Origin of the sequence: Chitinophaga sp. 22308, from assembly GCF_052045305.1 — a bacterium.
Lineage (GTDB): Bacteria > Bacteroidota > Bacteroidia > Chitinophagales > Chitinophagaceae > Chitinophaga > Chitinophaga varians_A.
Window position 1 is genome coordinate 619,936 of sequence record NZ_JBQEOP010000001.1, and the last position, 18,134, is coordinate 638,069.

The 18,134-nt window shown below is 50.6% G+C and carries 6 protein-coding genes; 3 read left to right on the top strand and 3 right to left on the bottom strand.

What is annotated here, in order from left to right; all coding sequences use genetic code 11:
- Nucleotides 1-10 precede the first annotated feature (10 nt).
- Both ACTJJS_RS02485 and ACTJJS_RS02490 read left to right on the top strand, forming a co-directional pair.
- Nucleotides 11-11,929 carry a hypothetical protein gene (locus ACTJJS_RS02485; RefSeq protein WP_440662271.1) on the top strand — a complete coding sequence of 3,973 codons (11,919 nt, stop codon included), beginning with the start codon at nucleotides 11-13 and terminating at the stop codon, nucleotides 11,927-11,929.
- A gap of 38 nt (nucleotides 11,930-11,967) precedes the next feature.
- Nucleotides 11,968-14,082 carry a hypothetical protein gene (locus ACTJJS_RS02490; protein ID WP_440662272.1) on the top strand — a complete coding sequence of 705 codons (2,115 nt, stop codon included), beginning with the start codon at nucleotides 11,968-11,970 and terminating at the stop codon, nucleotides 14,080-14,082.
- A gap of 50 nt (nucleotides 14,083-14,132) precedes the next feature.
- Here ACTJJS_RS02490 and ACTJJS_RS02495 read toward each other — a convergent pair whose 3' ends face one another.
- From ACTJJS_RS02495 to ACTJJS_RS02505, 3 genes are read right to left on the bottom strand one after another with little or no spacing between them, the layout of a single operon-like run.
- Nucleotides 14,133-14,948 carry a hypothetical protein gene (locus tag ACTJJS_RS02495; RefSeq protein ID WP_440662273.1) on the bottom strand — a complete coding sequence of 272 codons (816 nt, stop codon included), beginning with the start codon at nucleotides 14,946-14,948 and terminating at the stop codon, nucleotides 14,133-14,135.
- 46 nt (nucleotides 14,949-14,994) lie between these two features.
- The gene (locus ACTJJS_RS02500; RefSeq protein ID WP_440662274.1) at nucleotides 14,995-15,714 is read right to left on the bottom strand and encodes a LytR/AlgR family response regulator transcription factor; all 720 of its coding nucleotides are present in this window, start codon (nucleotides 15,712-15,714) and stop codon (nucleotides 14,995-14,997) included.
- A gap of 13 nt (nucleotides 15,715-15,727) precedes the next feature.
- On the bottom strand, nucleotides 15,728-16,783 hold the full coding sequence (locus ACTJJS_RS02505) for a sensor histidine kinase (RefSeq protein ID WP_440662275.1): 1,056 nt from the start codon (nucleotides 16,781-16,783) through the stop codon (nucleotides 15,728-15,730).
- Nucleotides 16,784-17,074: 291 nt separating this feature from the next.
- Between ACTJJS_RS02505 and ACTJJS_RS02510 the strand changes: the two genes are divergently transcribed.
- On the top strand, nucleotides 17,075-17,989 hold the full coding sequence (locus ACTJJS_RS02510; RefSeq protein WP_440662276.1) for a hypothetical protein: 915 nt from the start codon (nucleotides 17,075-17,077) through the stop codon (nucleotides 17,987-17,989).
- Nucleotides 17,990-18,134 lie beyond the last annotated feature (145 nt).

Sequence of the window (18,134 nt, forward strand, 5' to 3'; positions counted from 1 at the left end):
GTAATAGACTATGAGCGCTACCAGTGTATATAACGCCCTTAATGACGCTATCCACAATAGTTCCCTTGACCTGTGGACAACCGCCAACAGTTCTACCGATCTCACAGGATTGGTGCCCGTCATGGAGTTGTTTGGTATCCGGTCAAGCTACATGCTTACCAATGTAGCGCTCACCATGTCGCCCAGCGGTACCAGCGTGCTGCTAAGCGGTAGCGGTTCTTTTACCGGCAGTGCCGTCTACCCTGTTACTGCTACAATGCGCTACGTGCAGGAAGGCAACGTTTTTTCGCTGATGCTGGCAGTGAAAACAGATTGGGTATTTTCAGATTTTTTCACACCACTGCCACTCACCTATATGCAGGTACCGGCCATTGCAGAAGGCGTTACCTGGTACGATTCGATTCTGACAGGCATGAAGGTGGGCGCGGCGGAGTTTTCAGGCGCCAGCGGAGCCACTTCCCTGTCGCTTACCGGCTTTCTGTTACTGCCTGATGAGAATCAGCCGGATAAAAAACACCTGTTAGACAAAACGCCCATGATAGGACCGTGGCCACTCCGTATAACCGGGACCGTTACCATGCCGGACGCTGACCGGACCTATCCGCTGATGAACATCAATGCCACCGGCAGCGCCACCGTAATAGATGCTGGCAGTGAACCGGGCATACAGGGGCCTCAGCCCATCGCACTCATAAATCCCGGTCTTAACTTCGTCATTGCCCCGCTCTCACAGCCGCAACCTGGTATCACCGCCTTTTCTACAGTATATCTGTATGGTGATTTCGCTATCGGTAAAATACAGGGGCGTATTCAGACAATCATTCTTTCTACCAACGACCTGTGGAATTTCGTCGTGCTGTTTAAAAAAGAAACTGCCTCACTGGTACAGGGACTTGCAGAACTGATTGGTGTTTTTGGTGTTGATCTGCCCCTTCCGATGAACTTTCCGGTGCTGAGTGATTTCTATGTGGCGGAAATAGATATGGACCTGCTGAACAGCGGCACGGACCAGTTCCCCATATTTTCGCTGAATGCGTTCGGGATGACCATACAGTCAGATAAGACCTGGGACCCGCCTGTGCCATTTGTGACTATCAATAAAGTCGGGACGCATTGGGTGTGGACCTGGTCTGAAGTGCTTACCGACACCGGCGATTATGTGAAAACGCATGTGGTGACCGGCAGTGTATTCGGCACCATGAACTTTGGATCAAAAGGCTCCACCGTCGTCGTCATTCCTCCTTCCCCGGATAATCCCAATAGCCGGAGAGAACTGTTGGTGCTGAACGATCAAACGGTGTCCTTCGATCTTAAAGTGTCGCTGCCTGATTTGATTATTAGCGGTACGTTGGCAAAAGACAGTTACATCCCCATCGGCAGCGCATTTGCCTATTTCTTTGGCAGCTCCGGCCCCTCTACCGGCCTGCAAACGATGAACGTGACCAAACTGAAATTTTCGGCCGACCCAATAGGTCAAAACTATTTCGCTACCGCAGGAATCCTCTTCGGCGACCCCGCACATCCTGATGCGGTGCAGGGTTGGGAGATCAATCTTTATATAGCCACCATATTGGTGGAAGGGATGGAATTTGATATCGCGCTGAATAACGGGAAAATATCCGGTAGCCTCAGCGGTACATTTTATCTGAAGCAGGGATCACCAGGCAATTACAACCTGCCACGTTTCCTGATTTCTGCGGAGTATCCCGTACAGGACCCTGAAACGCCGCAGGGATGGACGCTCAGCGGCAAATTATACGAAGGCACTTCCATTGATCTCGTGGACCTGGTGCAGCGGTTCATCTACGGGGAAGGACATACGAAACCCGACTGGATACCGGATATCCTGGTCGACCGGTTGTATGCCACTTTTGTCACCGGCTCCAAAAAAGACGGCGTCCAGGTAGTGAAACCTTCCTATACGTTCGGCGCCACTATTTCCGCCCGCTGGGAACCTACGATTTTTGATACGCAGCTAAAAATAAACGCTTCCGCCAGCATTGACATGGAGAAACCTGCCACCGCCGACAAAGCCACGGGCAAAATCAGCGGCATGTTCAGCGTGAACAAGATCAGGCTATCTGCGGCCCTCACCTTCGGTGTACCGGAAGCTACTTATCTCTTTAAAGTAGAATTCGATACTATATGGCTGCAAGCCACCACGTCCTGGCGCGGTGAACAAAATAACCGCCACCAGGTAGTGTCACTACAGCTGGGCGGTGTAACGCTCGGCGATATCCTGGAATACCTCGTAAACCTCGCCGCGCCTACTATCGGCTTCAGACTGGATTCGCCGTGGGACGTGCTGAAACAAATAGACCTGTCCCGCTTCGTGCTGACCATCGACCCCAAAGACAACATTGTAGAGTTTGTGTTTAATGCCAAAGTAGACCTGGTCATAGCACAACTGGATTCTATCGGCGTACGTTACAGCAGGCAAAGCGGTGAAGGGAAAGTCGACATGATTTTGACTGGCAGCTTCATGGGGCAGCGCTATACAAACGATAATCCATTGAGCTGGGACGTGGTGAACGATCCGCCGCCCGCTGTTCCCGGACAAGGCCAGAGCCTGATAGACCTGCGTTACCTGGGCCTGGGCCAGCGTGTTACTTTCATCGGGGATACGCCCAATACTGTCGCGGAGAGCATTGCCAAACTGCGGAAAGACATGACACCGCCGCCCAGCGACGGCAGTCCCATGCCCGCCACCATGCAATATTCAACAGAAAGCCAGTGGCTCATTGGCTTGGACATGACGCTCATGAACACGATAGACCTGGGATTTATTTTCAATGACCCCAGGTTGTACGGCCTTTCCATTGCACTGGGAGGCGAACGGGCAGGAGCGCTGGCAGGACTGAAGTTCGAAATACTCTATAAAAAAATTACGGACGAAATAGGCATGTTCCGTATAGAATTCCAGGTGCCTGATATGTTCCGTACTATTCAACTGGGAGTGGTAACGATCACACTGGGAATCGTAGTCATAGAGATTTATACCAACGGCAATTTCAAAATAGACCTGGGCTTTCCCTACAACCGGAACTTTGCCCGCTCTTTCAGCTTGCAGGCGTATATCTTCATCGGGCGGGGCGGTTTTTATTTCGGGCTGCTTAACGGTGACACCTCTACGCAGGTGCCACGTATTTCCAATGGTACGTTTTCACCGGTGATAGAACTCGGTATTGGCATTGCTGCTGGCGTAGGCCGTGAAATACGTGCAGGCATACTTTCCGGCGGCGCCTATGTAGAGCTGCAGGTAATATTCCAGGGCGTGCTGGCCTGGTTCAACCCCAGCAGCAACGGCTCCGCTTCCGTGACGTATTTCAAATGCCAGGGCGTGGCCGCCCTCTACGGTAAAATATATGGCTCGGTGGATTTTGCCGTGGTAAAGGTTTCCGTGACGCTGGAAGCCTACGTGCAAATCAGCATTATCTATGAGAGCTACCAGCCTATGGTGCTTACACTGGCAGCCGCGGTAAGTGCAAAGGCATCCATCAAAATATTATTCATCAGAATTCATTTCTCCTTCAGTGTAAAACTGGAGATACAGTTTGTGGTAGGCTCCGCACAGCCAACGCCCTGGATACTCAGCAATAACAACGGCGGCTCAAAATCCACGTTGGCAGCGCAGGGGCACACGCAGGTGGCATACCGCTCCAAACAAAATTTCTGTTTCAGCAACAACAGGTACCGCCGGTTGAAAGCCCTGCGCAATACGCATGATACCGCCCTGAGACGTATGCGGGCAGCAGGTGTTATCATGGGTGATGTCAGCAGTGGTTATGTGCTGCACTGGAAACCTGGTAACAAAGTGTTTACGGATTCTCCACGGAAAGCACACCTGACGCTGCTGCCGGCGTTTACCGTGGCCGATGTGCCGGTGAACTGGAATGACACCATTCCTGACAATCCCAATCCTGTTTACAGAAGCGCTTTTGTATTGTTTGCCGATACCGGGATGTCGCCCACTGCCACCGACGCGGCGGCATGTGCCATACGTAGCGCTGCACACAGCGCCATGACTGCCACCGATAACGACACCAGCCTGCTGGCCGCCGATATTTTAACGCAGGGCTTATTGTTATATACTGTCAACGCATTGCCACGCGATGCCGGGGAAGGCAATAACATCACTGCCGGACAAATACAACTGTTACTGGAACAGCTGGACATGCCGGACACGATGGCAAGCGGGCTTTCCATCACCGACCTGGCCACCTTCTTCAGCACCAATATCAATTTGTGGATCAGTGGTGATACCGATCCCCGTCCCGATGAAAAATCGGCGATGGTGTTACCGATGCCGCCATTCCTCAGCTGGACTTCACCACAAGGTGGTAACATCGATTTTAATACCAAAAATAAAATCGGTCCATGGTATGAGTGGGAGATCTCAAAACTACTGGGCGCCTACTTCCCGGTGGGGGATGAAGCTGGCGGAAAGCCTTCGGATGATGATCCTGCTGCCTACGAATCATTCAGCAGTTTTATGTTCCGCGATTTCTGCCTGATGCTGATACAGAACGGCGTGCAGGAAATGCAGAAGCATCTTGATAATACCACCGTCACAGTACAGGAGATACAAGGCGTGGTGCAGGACCTGGAACAGGTGGCGGCGGCATTGCCGACGGCGACGGTCATATACATCATCTGCTCAGGGGATACGGTTGAAAATGTGGCTGAGCACCTCGGCGCCACACCGGAAGAGTTGCTGTTCCTCAATCCTGCGCTGCCTGCCACGCTGAGCAGCAATCCTGTGGGAACAAGCATCAGCGTTATACTGGGCGTAGCACCTGAGATACTGGGGCTGGACAATGCAGACAAACCCTTCAACATTAATCAGTGTATGCTGGGCACACTGGTACACCAGGCGGCTACAGGTGAAACGTTAAACAGCATCGCGACGTTGTTCCAGCTGGCATCAGCAGCCGATATGCTCGGTTATCACAATCCCGCATTCCCCGACCTGTCATCAGGCAACAATATCCTGAAGGCCGGCGCCACCTTTGACCTGCCGCAACGCCTGTTTGCCAGGGCGCCTGCTGATTTCGTGCAGCTGCGCACGGCGGGAGCATTCTTTGTACGTTATACCGACCTTGCCGTACTGATAAACACGCCGCTGCCTGAAATGGCCAACTGGTACGCGCAGGCCATCGCGGAGCTGAACAAAACATTACTGGACTCACTGTTCCCCAGTCAGCCTGTTCCCGCCTCCGTAGAACTGCCGCCCGGCCATTCCCTGTCAGTGCCCAACGCCTATCACATTGCCTACAAAGAAACGGGTAACACTAACGCCTATACGACAATAGCAGGGGATACGCTGGAACGCATCGGGTTTGCATTGGCATTTCAACAGGATTTTGGCACTACAACACCGCCCGGTGTTCCACAGTGGCCAACTTTCAGGGACGCTGTAACAGCCGCCGGCGCGCAAAGCTGGAATATTCCGGCACAACAGGGACTGATCACAGAGCCGGGTTCCACTATCGAATCACTTACCCGGCAACTGATCATAGACGCAAGCTGGACCAACACCAATCCCTTGTCACCAACCACAGGGGTATGGACCTATGACTGGACAAACGTGGCCGCCTGGATCGGTCCGGCCAATATACTGGCGCCGGTAGCTGCTGTGACTGTGCCCAATGCGAAGACCGCGGTGTTTGATGCCGGCGCATTGAACTTTAACGTGCTGAATACTACTTATGGTCTGCCGGTAACAGATGCTGCCACCAGGCTCAAAGGCGTGCCCGGACTGTTTGCCAAAGACACAATACTACTGGTAAAACACCTGCCTGCGCAGGATATTGATGTGTTGATCAAGGCAGTGTTAAACAGTGACAGCTTTGCCAGTATCGTTAACCAGTCGTCACGCATGCTCATGTCGGGATTGCGGCTGCCGGGCCTCAAAGAAGACGGCGGCCATGTGGTGGCCAACCCGGCAACGTCGTTACCATTGTATGACCTTACCGGTCAGCAGTTCAGCGTAGCGGTCAACAAGGACCAACCTGTGGACACAGCGCTCTCCCTGGCACTTTCATCAGAACAGCCCTGGATTGAACTGTTCAATGCCATCACAGTACAACAGGGGCAGACGCTGGCGCAACTGGAACAAACTTATCCCAACCTGCTCATCTACAATCCCGGCCTGAATGAAGATACCTTCAAAGTCGGCATGGTATTGCTGACTGCCACTACCACTACGCTTAGCTACAGTTATACCAATCAGCAGATCCTGGACGCATCGCCGGCAACGGGACTTTCCATTGTGGCAGTGCCGCCTGCGCTTACTGCGCCATCGGTCATGAAGATAAAAGGGACGGTGCCACGCACGTACGGGCTTGAACATCGTATTGAGTTGCAGTCACCCGTGGCGTTGCCCATTCCGCAGGTGCAGGGCCAACAAAATGTGACTGGCAATCCTGGCCTGTGGATGCTCCCGCCGGACCTGATCGATAAAGCACTGGCGCGCGTGGCCACACCGTATGAAATACTGGCTACCCGGCAGGGTTCTCCCGCGGGGAGCGATGCTGTTCAAATGGACAACAGTACGTTTGGCGCTATCATTCCATTTAAAATAAAGCGGCTGGATGATGAAGCCACCCAGTTCAGTTTAATTGGTGTGGATACCGATAAGAGAGACGAACTGCTGCTGATCAGCAGCTGGCTGCACTCGCAGGCGCCGGGCGATAAAACCGCCGCCTACCTGTTACTGTCTCCAGCTCCGGACGCTACCAATACGGCTGGTTTGACAGTACTGGCCAACGATCCAGCCAGGGCTTTCCTGGTAAAAACAAATTTATCCACCATCTCCATGCCGCCGTCGCTGCTGATGGACGCGCCGAAGGGTGCTGTGCCTGACCCCGGCTACTTTGCTTCGATGTCGTTACTGGCTGATTTCCTGGTGTTATTGTGGGAGGGAAGCGTGGTAGGCGGAACAGGTTATTATTTCAGTCCCGGTATCAAGCTGCCTGGCAGCGCTTTCGACCAGCAGGGAAATATCGTGCTGCAGTTGCTGGTCATTGCAGGCACACAACAGGACGTAGCACCGGGTGGCCGCAGCCTGCTGCCGTTCAATAACTGTGCATTGATAGGTCCGGGTGCGGACAGCGCACAACTATCTATCTACATAGAAAGCAATGGAAGCACAAACCCGTCAGAAACCATTACACAGGCACTGGTGCCACCGGGCAACGTAGGCTTCGAATTTCTTACAAAAAATCCTGATACGCTCACGGCGGATGATAAAGAGACATTGTTGAAGACGATGTACAGCCTGATGACCTTCAGTGTTGCATCGCTGGCCGGTTCACCGTTTGAAGCGCCGCCTTCGGGCATGCCTGTGGTACCTGACCCTTCGGATGGAGATCCGTCAGAACCCTGGCAAAAAGCGCGAGCCTTCCGTAAGGCAAGGGCCGCGGGGTTAGCACTGGATGAACCGGAAAAACCATATTGGCAATATTCACAGGTGATGCCGGTGTCCAGGTTCATAAAGCCTGGTACGCTACTGGCAGCGCCCGATGTGAACGGCCTGCCGCCGATAAAGGGCGATCCTTACCAGGGATTTGGCACACAGGCATCCCTGCCCACCGCCAATTTTGTGTTTGGCTTTGGTGATGTGTTGGGCAACAGGACCGGTGCCAATGGTCCCGGACAAGGCACAACACCTGTAAACGTGGGGTATACTGATAACATGATAGGCATTGGTGACTGGCCATCAACGGCAAGGTATTTTACAGTGCAGAAGGTAAACAATGATGCACAGATCACCGCTGTTGTGGCCCCCAGGCCTTCAGAGCTGATGCCGTCGCCATCGCAGAGCGGGGACGTGAACAAAGACCAGATAGTGCAACAGCAACAGAAATACAGCCAGTCTTACTATCAGCTGGTGCAGCCGGGTGTAAATGCATGGCTGGTATCATCACTCCATTTTATCTCCGACCCTCACTACGGCAATAAAGGCACGCAGATAGATGTCAGGCCGCTGTGGCGGTTTGCCGCAGGGGCATACGCGGTCACCAGCAGCCTGGGCATGTTGTCAGCTGCGAAGCCAACAGACTGCGCCACACCGGGCGATATCATCACCAAATACGGCGTGCGTTACGCAGAGCTGGCCATGGCCAATGCCGATACATTGACAGAAGAACTGTTTGGCAGCACTTTACCGGTAGTGCCGGCATATTATCCATTTGTAGAGCATTTGTCCATCACTGATATGGCTGCGCTGCCACCCAAGGGCTGGCCCGCCCCGGCTCCGGACATGCTGCTGACGAACAATGATACGCTGTTGCTGAAAATAGGCGCGGTGCTCACTATCCCCGCCAAAACGATCAATACTGGAGCATCTGCTCCCACGCACAGCATGCAGGTGCTGGCAGATGGCAACTACACCAGGGTTATCGACCTGGCCATTGTGAACAGTGCGCTGCCTGTTTTGCAGGAAGGGTTTGAGTTTGCCGTTGAGGTTGATGACGACACCGAAGTAGTGGTGACGGTGGACGCGGTTAATAACAGCTTCGATAAGGTAATTATCCTGTTTGCCAATGCAGGAGTCAATATTACAGTAGCGGCGCTGGCCGATCAGTACAAGGATGTGGAAGGCGTACTGGCTGCGGACAAGTCGCTTTCTGTGCTGACCTATGTGGCACAAAAAGGTAACACATTAAGTGATAATAATAGTGGCGTAAAACTGGCAGACCTGGTTTCAGCGAACCTGACGACCAAAGATCTGTTTGATCCGGGCGCATTGCTTTATTTTGGAGACTTCGCCGGTATTACCGCCGGTGATTCTGCCGATACGCTGAGGCAGTTCGCCGAAAGGTATGCATGCCCGATGGAGTTGTTGCTGAAAGCCAATGCCGTATTTACACTGCCGGCTTCCAGCAAATTTGTGGTACCGGGCACATTGTCCTGGCCTGCTGACACTATCTCGCTCCGTGTTCCTTATACTATTGCATCCGCTGATACCCTGAATGGCATAGCAGCACGCTTCAACTTCAATGCTGCCTCTGGCGCCGCCGGCCAGCAGCTGGCTACGCTGAACGAGAACATGCCGGGAACGCTGATGTCAAACATCGACCTGGTGATACCTGTGGGAGGGACTAACTACACCGTTAACACAGGTACTGACCCATCCTTCGCTTCTGTGCTGAAATCGCTGCAGCAACAGGCCTCTTCCGCTACACTGGCCGATTTGGTGAACGCTATCGGCGGAACGCCGGACAAACTGGCCCCGGGTGGATTATTCGTATGCCCGCCGGCGTTATTGGCGCAGACAACCGCTCCGCAGTCAATACAAAGCATATACAATGTGAGCGCAGGCGCATTTGCACTGGCCAATACAGCGGTACAGCACCTTATTGCCTCCAATGTGGAACTGAAAGCCACAGATCCCGAAGGCAAGATAGTTACTGTCACTACCGCCGGTAATGATACGTTCAACAGCCTTATCACCCGCTTTGCAGAAGCGAAAGTATTATTGAGCGCTGATGAGATTGTGAATGCCAACCCAACTGCCATGTTGTTTGAACAACAGGCCATTGCATTGTTGCCGCCGGCGCAGGTGACATTCCCGGTCAACATCGGACAGGGCGGACCGTATGCGGTACCCGTTGGACCGTTGCAGGTGTCTGTGCGGTTGCTACGGCCTGCGGCGCTTATCTATCCCGGCTTTGAAACACCGGATGGCACAGGTCCCGTTGAAATGGCGGAATCAGATTTTCCGGCGCCGGTAAACAGCAAGGACGCAAAAAGCAGTCTTACGTATAATCAGTTTATCGACGATATGACCAAAGCGCTGGATAAACTGCGGTTGGGCACCGGCCAGGTCAGCGGCGTGATGCAGGACCTATGGCAGGTGGAATTTGATGACAACGGCATTAAGAGCGTTACGCTCGAAGGTGCTACCACTGTCAAGGGACAAAAACAGCCGCGGTTCTTTGCGCTGATGCCATTGTACAGCAACCTCGTTACCCGTCCTGTACAGGTGGCGCCGTTGAATACTAATGGAACACTCGGCACACCGCAGGACATATCATACCAAAGCATCGATACAGAATTGTGGGCACGCAGGTTCCTGGAAGATATGGACCGCTTCTTGTCAGGCCCTTATGCCATGGCAGTGTACAATAATGCTGCCATCCGGGACCAGCTGAAAACAGTGATGAACGCCAAGGCTGCTGTGATTCCGAAGATAGCAGCAGGTCTGAATACCGTGCTGGACGTTACCGATCCGGGCAAACAACCGGCGCTTGTCAGTGCTGTTGATACGATGAAACAAATGCTGGGCATCAGTCTCGCGAATACCTACGAAGCGGCTGTAATGGTGCAGTACGACTCCACGGTGAATTCGGCATGGCAGAAGGGGCCGGGCCTTATGCCTGCCAACCTGTACGGGCAGGCAGATATCAAAACCGCCGCTGGCGGACCAGTTCCCGGTCTTACCATTATGGCAGCGAAAACAGATCTCTCCAAAGACAAATCTTATGTCAATTTCCTGTTGCTGCTGGACAATCCGGCATTCCATAAAGATGTCTCCGGCTCGTTCGCGTACAACATATCGAATCTTGAATTTAATATCAGTAGTAATAACGTACCACAAAACTACAATGCGTCAGATTGGCTCACCTTTACGCCGTTGCTGACCAGTACTACCAAACCGGCGGCCCTGAAGGGCACCGATCCCGGGAAAGTGGATGTGCCTATTCCATTGAGGAATTTCCCTGAACTGCCTAAAATAGTAGTGCAGCAGGTCGTACAAAGTTATCCCGATGGAACGCAGGATACCAGCAAGCTGGGCTTGTGGAACTATGAATTTGTGTATACCCACCAGCATGCAGAGCAGGATTATGTGATGATAAAGACAGAATTCAACCTGGGCGCCGGCGCTACGCCAAAGGCATTGCTTACACAGCCAAGAGACCTGTTTACAGAGCTGGCGCAATATGTGAATGTGGCCGATCCGTTATGGGGCCTGTTGCAGGCACTGACGGATAAAAGCAGTACATATGACCCTGTCAGCGTCGCCAATGCAGTACGTACCTTCGCTACGCTGGCCGCTAATGTGGCGGACTATTGGTCTGTGCGGCTGAAACCATCAGACTTTTATGCGCATCCGCAGGACCTGATGGTGTCCCGGTCCAGCTACTCTTTCAATGCCAGGGTGGGATACCGTGCCAATAAGGACCTGAATGAGCTCACGCTGACCGGTTTGGATGCAATGCCCGGTCCCAATGATACCTGGCCGGAAGTGCACGTGCAAATACCGACCACTGGTTTGTTTATCCAGTTGCAGATGCAAACGCCGCAGCAAAACTCCACCACGTACCTGGTGCCCCCGGAAATAGAGATACCGCCGGTAGCGTGGCCGGTGTTTAAGTTGGTATGGACTGACCTTAACCTGGCAATGGTGCAGAACGCCCGCGCGCAAATGAATGTCCAGCGCAACCAGAACCTGTTGGACAATGTATCCACCAATCCCGCTTTTATCTTCACGACAGATACCGTCATTGCGCCCAGCGTGATTACACCACTAAACAACTTCAGCAAGCGTGTTTATATCAACGGGCTGGGCAACACCCTTACGGATGCGTTGAACGCATGTTTTAGCGCTTTATTTGGAAGTGGCATGTCCGGCCAGAAAGTAACTTTTGAGCTGCGGTATGGTTTTGAACTGGTGCCACCTTCAGGAGAGGCAAACGAAGGCCTGGTGACTTACCTCCCGATTGGGTTATATCCTAATCAGACATTGTCAGCCAACACTGCGGCCGCATTGAACGAGGTGGTGCAAACATGGAAGGGGATTAATAACCCGGTGGAAAGAGGCGGGGAGTGGGTATTTTCCATGAAACTGTATTCGCAGGTTAGCAGCAGCGCCTATTCGCTGATGAACATTGAACATTTGGTGTATAAGCTGGATGCGAATTGAGCCGTAGTCAGGTAAGAAACAATGCGTAATTTTGGCTTATGCTAAGATTATTCAAAATGCCCCGGAAATGGAGGACGCTCATATACGGCGGCATCGGAATTCTCTTTGTACTGGCCATCCTGAACATCGTTTTAAACCTGATTGTTCAGCGTGATGTCAGTGAAAAACTACGGCATCTTTCGCCTGAATTAAACATCCGTTTTTCTTCCGTTAAAAGCAATTTGCTCACTTCGTCATTGGTGCTGAATGATGTTGCCATAAACTATATGCCAGATAGTAGCGGACATCAGCATTCCCTTCATTTTTTAAGGATGGAACTGCGTGGTGTTAATTTTCTGGCGATGTTGTTTCGCCGGACGTTATCTGTCAATAATGTAAAACTCAGTAATGTAGAATTAGATCTTGATGAATTCTTATTAAAGAGAAAAGATGCGGCCGCCGGGCGGCTGTTTGCTAAGGTGCCTTTCAAAAGTATACGGGTTGGGCATTGTGGCCTTACGAACATCCGGGTATGGGAGCATGCCGGCCATGTAAGACAGTTGTTGTTAAAGGGAGATATCGGTGTAGACGAAGCAAGTGTCAGTAACATAAATAAAAATTTCACCGCGGAAAATTTTCAATTTGGCACTCTTACAGGCAACCTGTCAGATATTCATTATGCTATACCGAATGCCTGTCATAGGGTAGTGATAAAACAGCTGACGATGGACAGCCCCGGGGAAACGGTGCAGATAAAGGACATACAACTGATACCACAATATAACAAACCTGAATTTTTTAAGAGGTCCGGTAACCAGCCGCTGTATGTAGCAGCTACTGTGTCGGGTGTTTCCCTTCATAAACCGGACATCCGGCAATTGTTTAATAAAAAACTGGTGGCTGAAAAAATAACTGTCGAACATCCTGTTGTTGATGTCTATAGTGAAGAGACCGGCGTGAAACAAGTACTGTCCCGTTCTCTTCTTTTTACCAGCCTGAAGAAAAATATTTCAGCAATACAGACAGATTTGTTGAAGGTGGACCATGCTTCCATTACCGGCGAGGCAACAACCGGCGATCAGTTAAAATTAAAGGGAGATATGGAGACGGACAAACTAAACGTCCGGATGACAGATAGCCTTTTTGGTAATAACGATATTCATTTCAGGACGTTCACCTGTTCCCTGGCGGATATTCAGGCTGCCGTCGCCGGCACGCATCAGCGTATTGAAATAAAAAAGCTGGCGATTGACCGAAAAGGTACGCTGCAGGCTACCACCCTGAAGATCAGTCCACAGTATGACAAGCTGGTGATGGGGCAAAAAGCGGGGCACCAGGTAGATGTTGTTGATGCAGCCATCGCAGGTATCACCATCACCCGACTGGATGTTGGCAAATGTCTGCAGCAAAAGGTGATAGCGGAGCAGATATGGATAAAAGAAAGTAATGTTTATGTTTTCAGGGACAGGAGATTGCCTCGTGTGTTACAATACAAACCTTTACCGGTCGCGTTTCTGAGAAGTATGCCTGTCCATTTCAGGGTACATCGCCTTAAGATGTCTGAATCGACCGTGACGTATGAAGAGTTTCCTAAAAATGGGTTACAGACAGGGACGTTAAAAGTGGAGAAATTCCAACTTTCCCTGTCTCCGTTTATCAGCCATCCCAATCCGTCAGATCCTGATCATATGGACCTGCATGTAGCAGGGTCTATCATGGGATCGGGCACCATCAGCGCAGCTGTTTATTTGCCGTTTAATACAGGTAAGGATTATTATATCACCGGGGCGATTGATAACCTTGATGTTACCAGCTTAAATTCATCGGCGGAGAACCTGGGGGATTTCCATGTTGAGTCCGGGCTACTTAATAATCTGTCGTTTCAATTCAGCCTGAATGATGAAAAAGCAACTGGAAAAGTAGTGGGGGAGTATCACAATCTGGTTTTGGACAAATTGAAGGGGCAGCCTAAAAAAATAGCAAAGTTTCCATCCTTTATGCTGAAACATGTGATCATTCCTAAAAATAAGGACAAGTCACTGCCGGTGGCCCGTCGTACAGGTACTATCGATTACCGGTTTGACCATACCCGTTCTGTTTCCTTCTATCTGTTGAAGTCATTGCTGTCCGGCATAGAATCGAGTTTTACATTTGGATTTCTGCTCCCGAAGTAATCATTTTATTTGTTGTCCGGAGACCATAGTACGGCCTCCGGACAGCATTGTTATTTTTTCAGCCTTTCTATTTCCTTGCTTTGTTCCGTCAGCAATTGTTGCTGGGCGGTTACTTTATTATTGAGTTCTACCAGGTGTAATGTCAGTTCTTCTATTTTCTGCAACAGTTTAGCCTGGGTATCGGCAATGTCAACGCCATTGGCCTTTACCTGTTCTTCTGACGGCATATCAGGCAGACGTTTGTTTTTCTTAATAAATGCTTCGGTTTCGGTTAAAGATGGGAGGCGGTATCCATCCTGAAACACAAAGTCGGCCCATCCGGACTGGGTTACTCTGACCCTTGTTGCCGTAATGGTCCCGTTCACAGCCAGCTTGGATTGAGGATTTTGTGTGCCGATACCAACATTCCCGTTCTGCACGAGCCGGAGTTCTGCGGTATTGGCGGTTGCTCCTGCTACCTTAAGAGAAGTATAGTCGCCTACTGTGGCATTATATCCATAGGACATCATGATGTCGTTTGGCAATGTGCCTGTGAGTGCGCGGAAGATGCCGTTTGAAGATTTAATATCTCCCAGTACCTCTAATTTGGCCTGAGGGGTTTGGGTACCGATGCCAACATTGCCGTTCTGCAGGAGGCGGAGTTCCGCTTTGTTGGCGGCAGCTCCGGCTACTTTAAGAGAGGTATAGTCGCCAACAGTTGTATTATATCCGTAGGACATCAGGGTGTCATTGGGAAGCGTACCCGTAAGCGCGCGGAAAACGCCGGTAAAAGATTTTACGTCACCATTCACTTCTAATGTTTGCGCGTCAGCATAGAAATAGGACAATAGCAGGCTACAAAGGATAAATGGATGTTTTTTTCTCATAGATATCATTTTTTGCAAGATACAGAAGAAACAAGTATATACCTACTTATTTGCTCAATAACCGTTTGCTGACTACCTGCATGAGAAGTTCGCGCTGGCTGCGACTAACGGGAAGCGTATGTCCGCCGGCTTGTACCATGTTGCTGTCGAGCTTACTGATCTGATGGAGATTGACAATATAGGATTTATGTATTCTCAGGAAGCTGTCTGCGGGCAACTGTTGTTCCACATTTTTAAACGTCAGGTAGGCGATGATTTTAGTGTGGATGGTTTGGATGAGCACATAGTTTTGCATGCTTTCGACGAAGAGGATGTCGGACAGCATCACTTTTTCGTATACCTGTTTGTGTTTTACAAAGATATAATCCTTCACCGGGGAATGGGGAGCGGAGGAAGGCTGCTGACGCAGCTGGAAATAGTCCTTTGCTTTCTGTACCGACTGGGTAAAGCGTTGCAGGGAAAGTGGTTTTAGCAGATAGTCGAGCACGTTAAGACGGAAACCATCCAGGGCATAGTCCGGATAAGCGGTGACCAGCACCGTCACCGGTGGGTTGGATAACGTTTCCAGCAGATGCAACCCGCTTGCTTTGGGCATGTTAATGTCAAGGAACATCAGATCTATCGGCGTGGTCTCCAGCATTTCGCATGCCGATGCTACGTTATTGGCAGTGCCGGCCAGTGAGAGGAAGTCGAATGTCCTGATATACTTTTTTAGTCCTTCCCGGGCGAGTGCTTCGTCGTCAACGATGATACATTTGATTTCCATACGGCAGTTTTTATCAGAGAACATTGATTTTTATTTCCAGGTAAACAACAAACTGGTCTGTGGTTTCTTTTATGCTCAGGAAGTGCTGCTCCGGGTAGAGCAGGGCTAGTCTTTTCTGCACGTTGGCCAGTCCGATTCCTTTGTGGGGAGAAGCTGCCACGGGATCATCCGCACTGTGTTCCTTACTGTTTTTGACAATAAAAAACAACGTGCCTTCTTCCACTGCAAGGTCTATACAGATAAAATTTGGCTGGTCCGTAAACAGGGACACATGTTTAAAGGCATTTTCCACAAAGGGCGTAAGGATCAGCGGAGCAATAAAACAAAGCGGCAGCTGAGGTTCCCAGTTGCAGGTTACCTTCAGTTCGTTGCAACGCCGTTTGTTTTCCACATTTACATAATTCTGCAGATAGGATATTTCCTGTTGCAATGGTATGGCGGGTTTAGAGGCGTCGTAGAGCTGGTACCGCAAAATATCGGAGAATTCCAACACCATATCTGCTGCCTGCCTGGCATCTCTTTCTATCAATACATGGATGCTGTTCATCATATTGAACATAAAGTGTGGGTTCAGCTGGTCACGCAGCAGCGTCAGTTCCGCTTCCAGGTGGGTGGTGCGGAGCTGTTCGTGGTCAATCAGGGTTTTGGCGTATTCCTGGTAAAAGCGAATGCCGCAGATGGTCCCGCTGGTGAAAAGCATTCCGATAAAGAGACCGGGAAACATGGTTTGCAGGCCACAGTTCTGTGGCTCGGCCATTACTTTCCTGACGCTGTTGCATAACATCGGCAAACTCAGATACACGGTGATCAGGCTGGTAAGAAGGCAGATGACCACTGCCAGCAAGGCAAACAGGAGCATCTTCCGGTGCCTGATAAAGTAGGGGAGCAGCCAGTAACAGAGTAAAAAAGTAATGAACGTACCTGGGACTGACTCCATCAGCCCCAACTGAATCGCTTCCCGGTCGGGAAGCCCCTGCATACGGACCTGCAGATAGGTGAGGCCCATGTCCATTGCCCAGATAATGAGGATGACAGGCCAGGTTTTTATCAGGAAGAATGGCTTAGGCATCTGTCAATTTTCCTGCAAAAAAGTAAAAAAAAATTGAATTAGGCGAGATTCCGGAAATACTTAACATCCATTTATAGCAGATCATATAGCATTTCTGCACTTTAGTCAGCAATTCCGGTATGGTGATCAAAATTCATATAGCCGGTCAGGTAATCTCTTTTTCTTTGTATGTGTAAACCGGAAACCAGTAGCAGAAAAAGGAAGCACAGCACTTCCTGCTTTGTACTGAGCATTGGCGCCTTTGCCTGTTAACAAACCATTTATCTAAGTAAAAACCTAAACTGCAATTTTATGACACATCGCAACATGGAACGGGGAGTCAATCTGTCCAAACTATCAATGGCTTTATTGGGAGCTGCCCTGCTGGCAGGAACTGCCTGCAATAAGGTATCTCTGCCGGAGGCTGGCAGCGGCACCAGTGTGAAAAATCCCGTTACCACCCCCGCTCCGGCGCCAGGCCTGCTGACCCGCGTTAATATCGGCGGTACACAGGGCGTTATTCAGCTGATCAGTTACAACCAGCGGCTGCAACCTGTTTTGATTACCCAGTATGCCGGTAATCTGTTGACAGAAAAAGATTCGATTGTATATGATACCAACGGCAAACTGCAAAAGGTGTTGAACTATTCTCCCGACTTCCTGACAGCCGGAAAATTTAATCTGTCCGGTAATACAAAGTTTGAATGGGACGCTAAAGGTAACATCTCCCGGAAAACAATCTACGATCAGGAAACAGGCAAGGTGGAAGAAGACGAGCAATACACCTACGACGACGGCGGTAGGCTGGTAAGTATCATTACGGCAACAGATGGGGTTACTAATCTGAAGTTGGTGACGGCGTACGCCTATGAGCAGAAAAACATCAAAAAAGAAACGGTAACCGACGGTGCCAGGGTAATTTCTGATTTGTTGGTGGCCGGTTTTGACCAGCATCCTACCTACATTACCCATCCGCTGTTGCGTTATTTGCTCGCAGGCGCCGGACATGAAGCATTCAGTGACCAGAACCCACTGGAAACAAGAAAGGTGCAGTATGTTACACTGAACGGCAAACAGGATTCCATTGTAACGGTGCAGAAGAATACTTATGCCTATAACAATGCCAGCCGTCCTGTAAAGGTGGACTTCACCAGCACTATTTACGGTATCGGCACTCAACAACCCACCAATAGCAAGGGTAACATCGGTTACGAATACAGCAAATAGGGTAGTAAGTTATCTGGTGAACAAGCGCCTCCAGACTGTCCGGAGGCGCTTGTTTTAGCAGGCAACGCCACTGTTATCATGTGGTAAATGACAGCAGTGGCGAAGGGAGGGGGTCAAAGAATGGATAAAGGCCGGCTATTCAATT

Excerpts from the sequence above, each read along its gene's own strand:
- ACTJJS_RS02485 (WP_440662271.1), top strand. The coding sequence starts at position 11 with ATGAGCGCTACCAGTGTATATAACGCCCTTAATGACGCTATCCACAAT.
- ACTJJS_RS02490 (WP_440662272.1), top strand. The coding sequence starts at position 11,968 with ATGCTAAGATTATTCAAAATGCCCCGGAAATGGAGGACGCTCATATAC.
- ACTJJS_RS02495 (WP_440662273.1), bottom strand. The coding sequence starts at position 14,948 with ATGAGAAAAAAACATCCATTTATCCTTTGTAGCCTGCTATTGTCCTAT.
- ACTJJS_RS02500 (WP_440662274.1), bottom strand. The coding sequence starts at position 15,714 with ATGGAAATCAAATGTATCATCGTTGACGACGAAGCACTCGCCCGGGAA.
- ACTJJS_RS02505 (WP_440662275.1), bottom strand. The coding sequence starts at position 16,783 with ATGCCTAAGCCATTCTTCCTGATAAAAACCTGGCCTGTCATCCTCATT.
- ACTJJS_RS02510 (WP_440662276.1), top strand. The coding sequence starts at position 17,075 with ATGACACATCGCAACATGGAACGGGGAGTCAATCTGTCCAAACTATCA.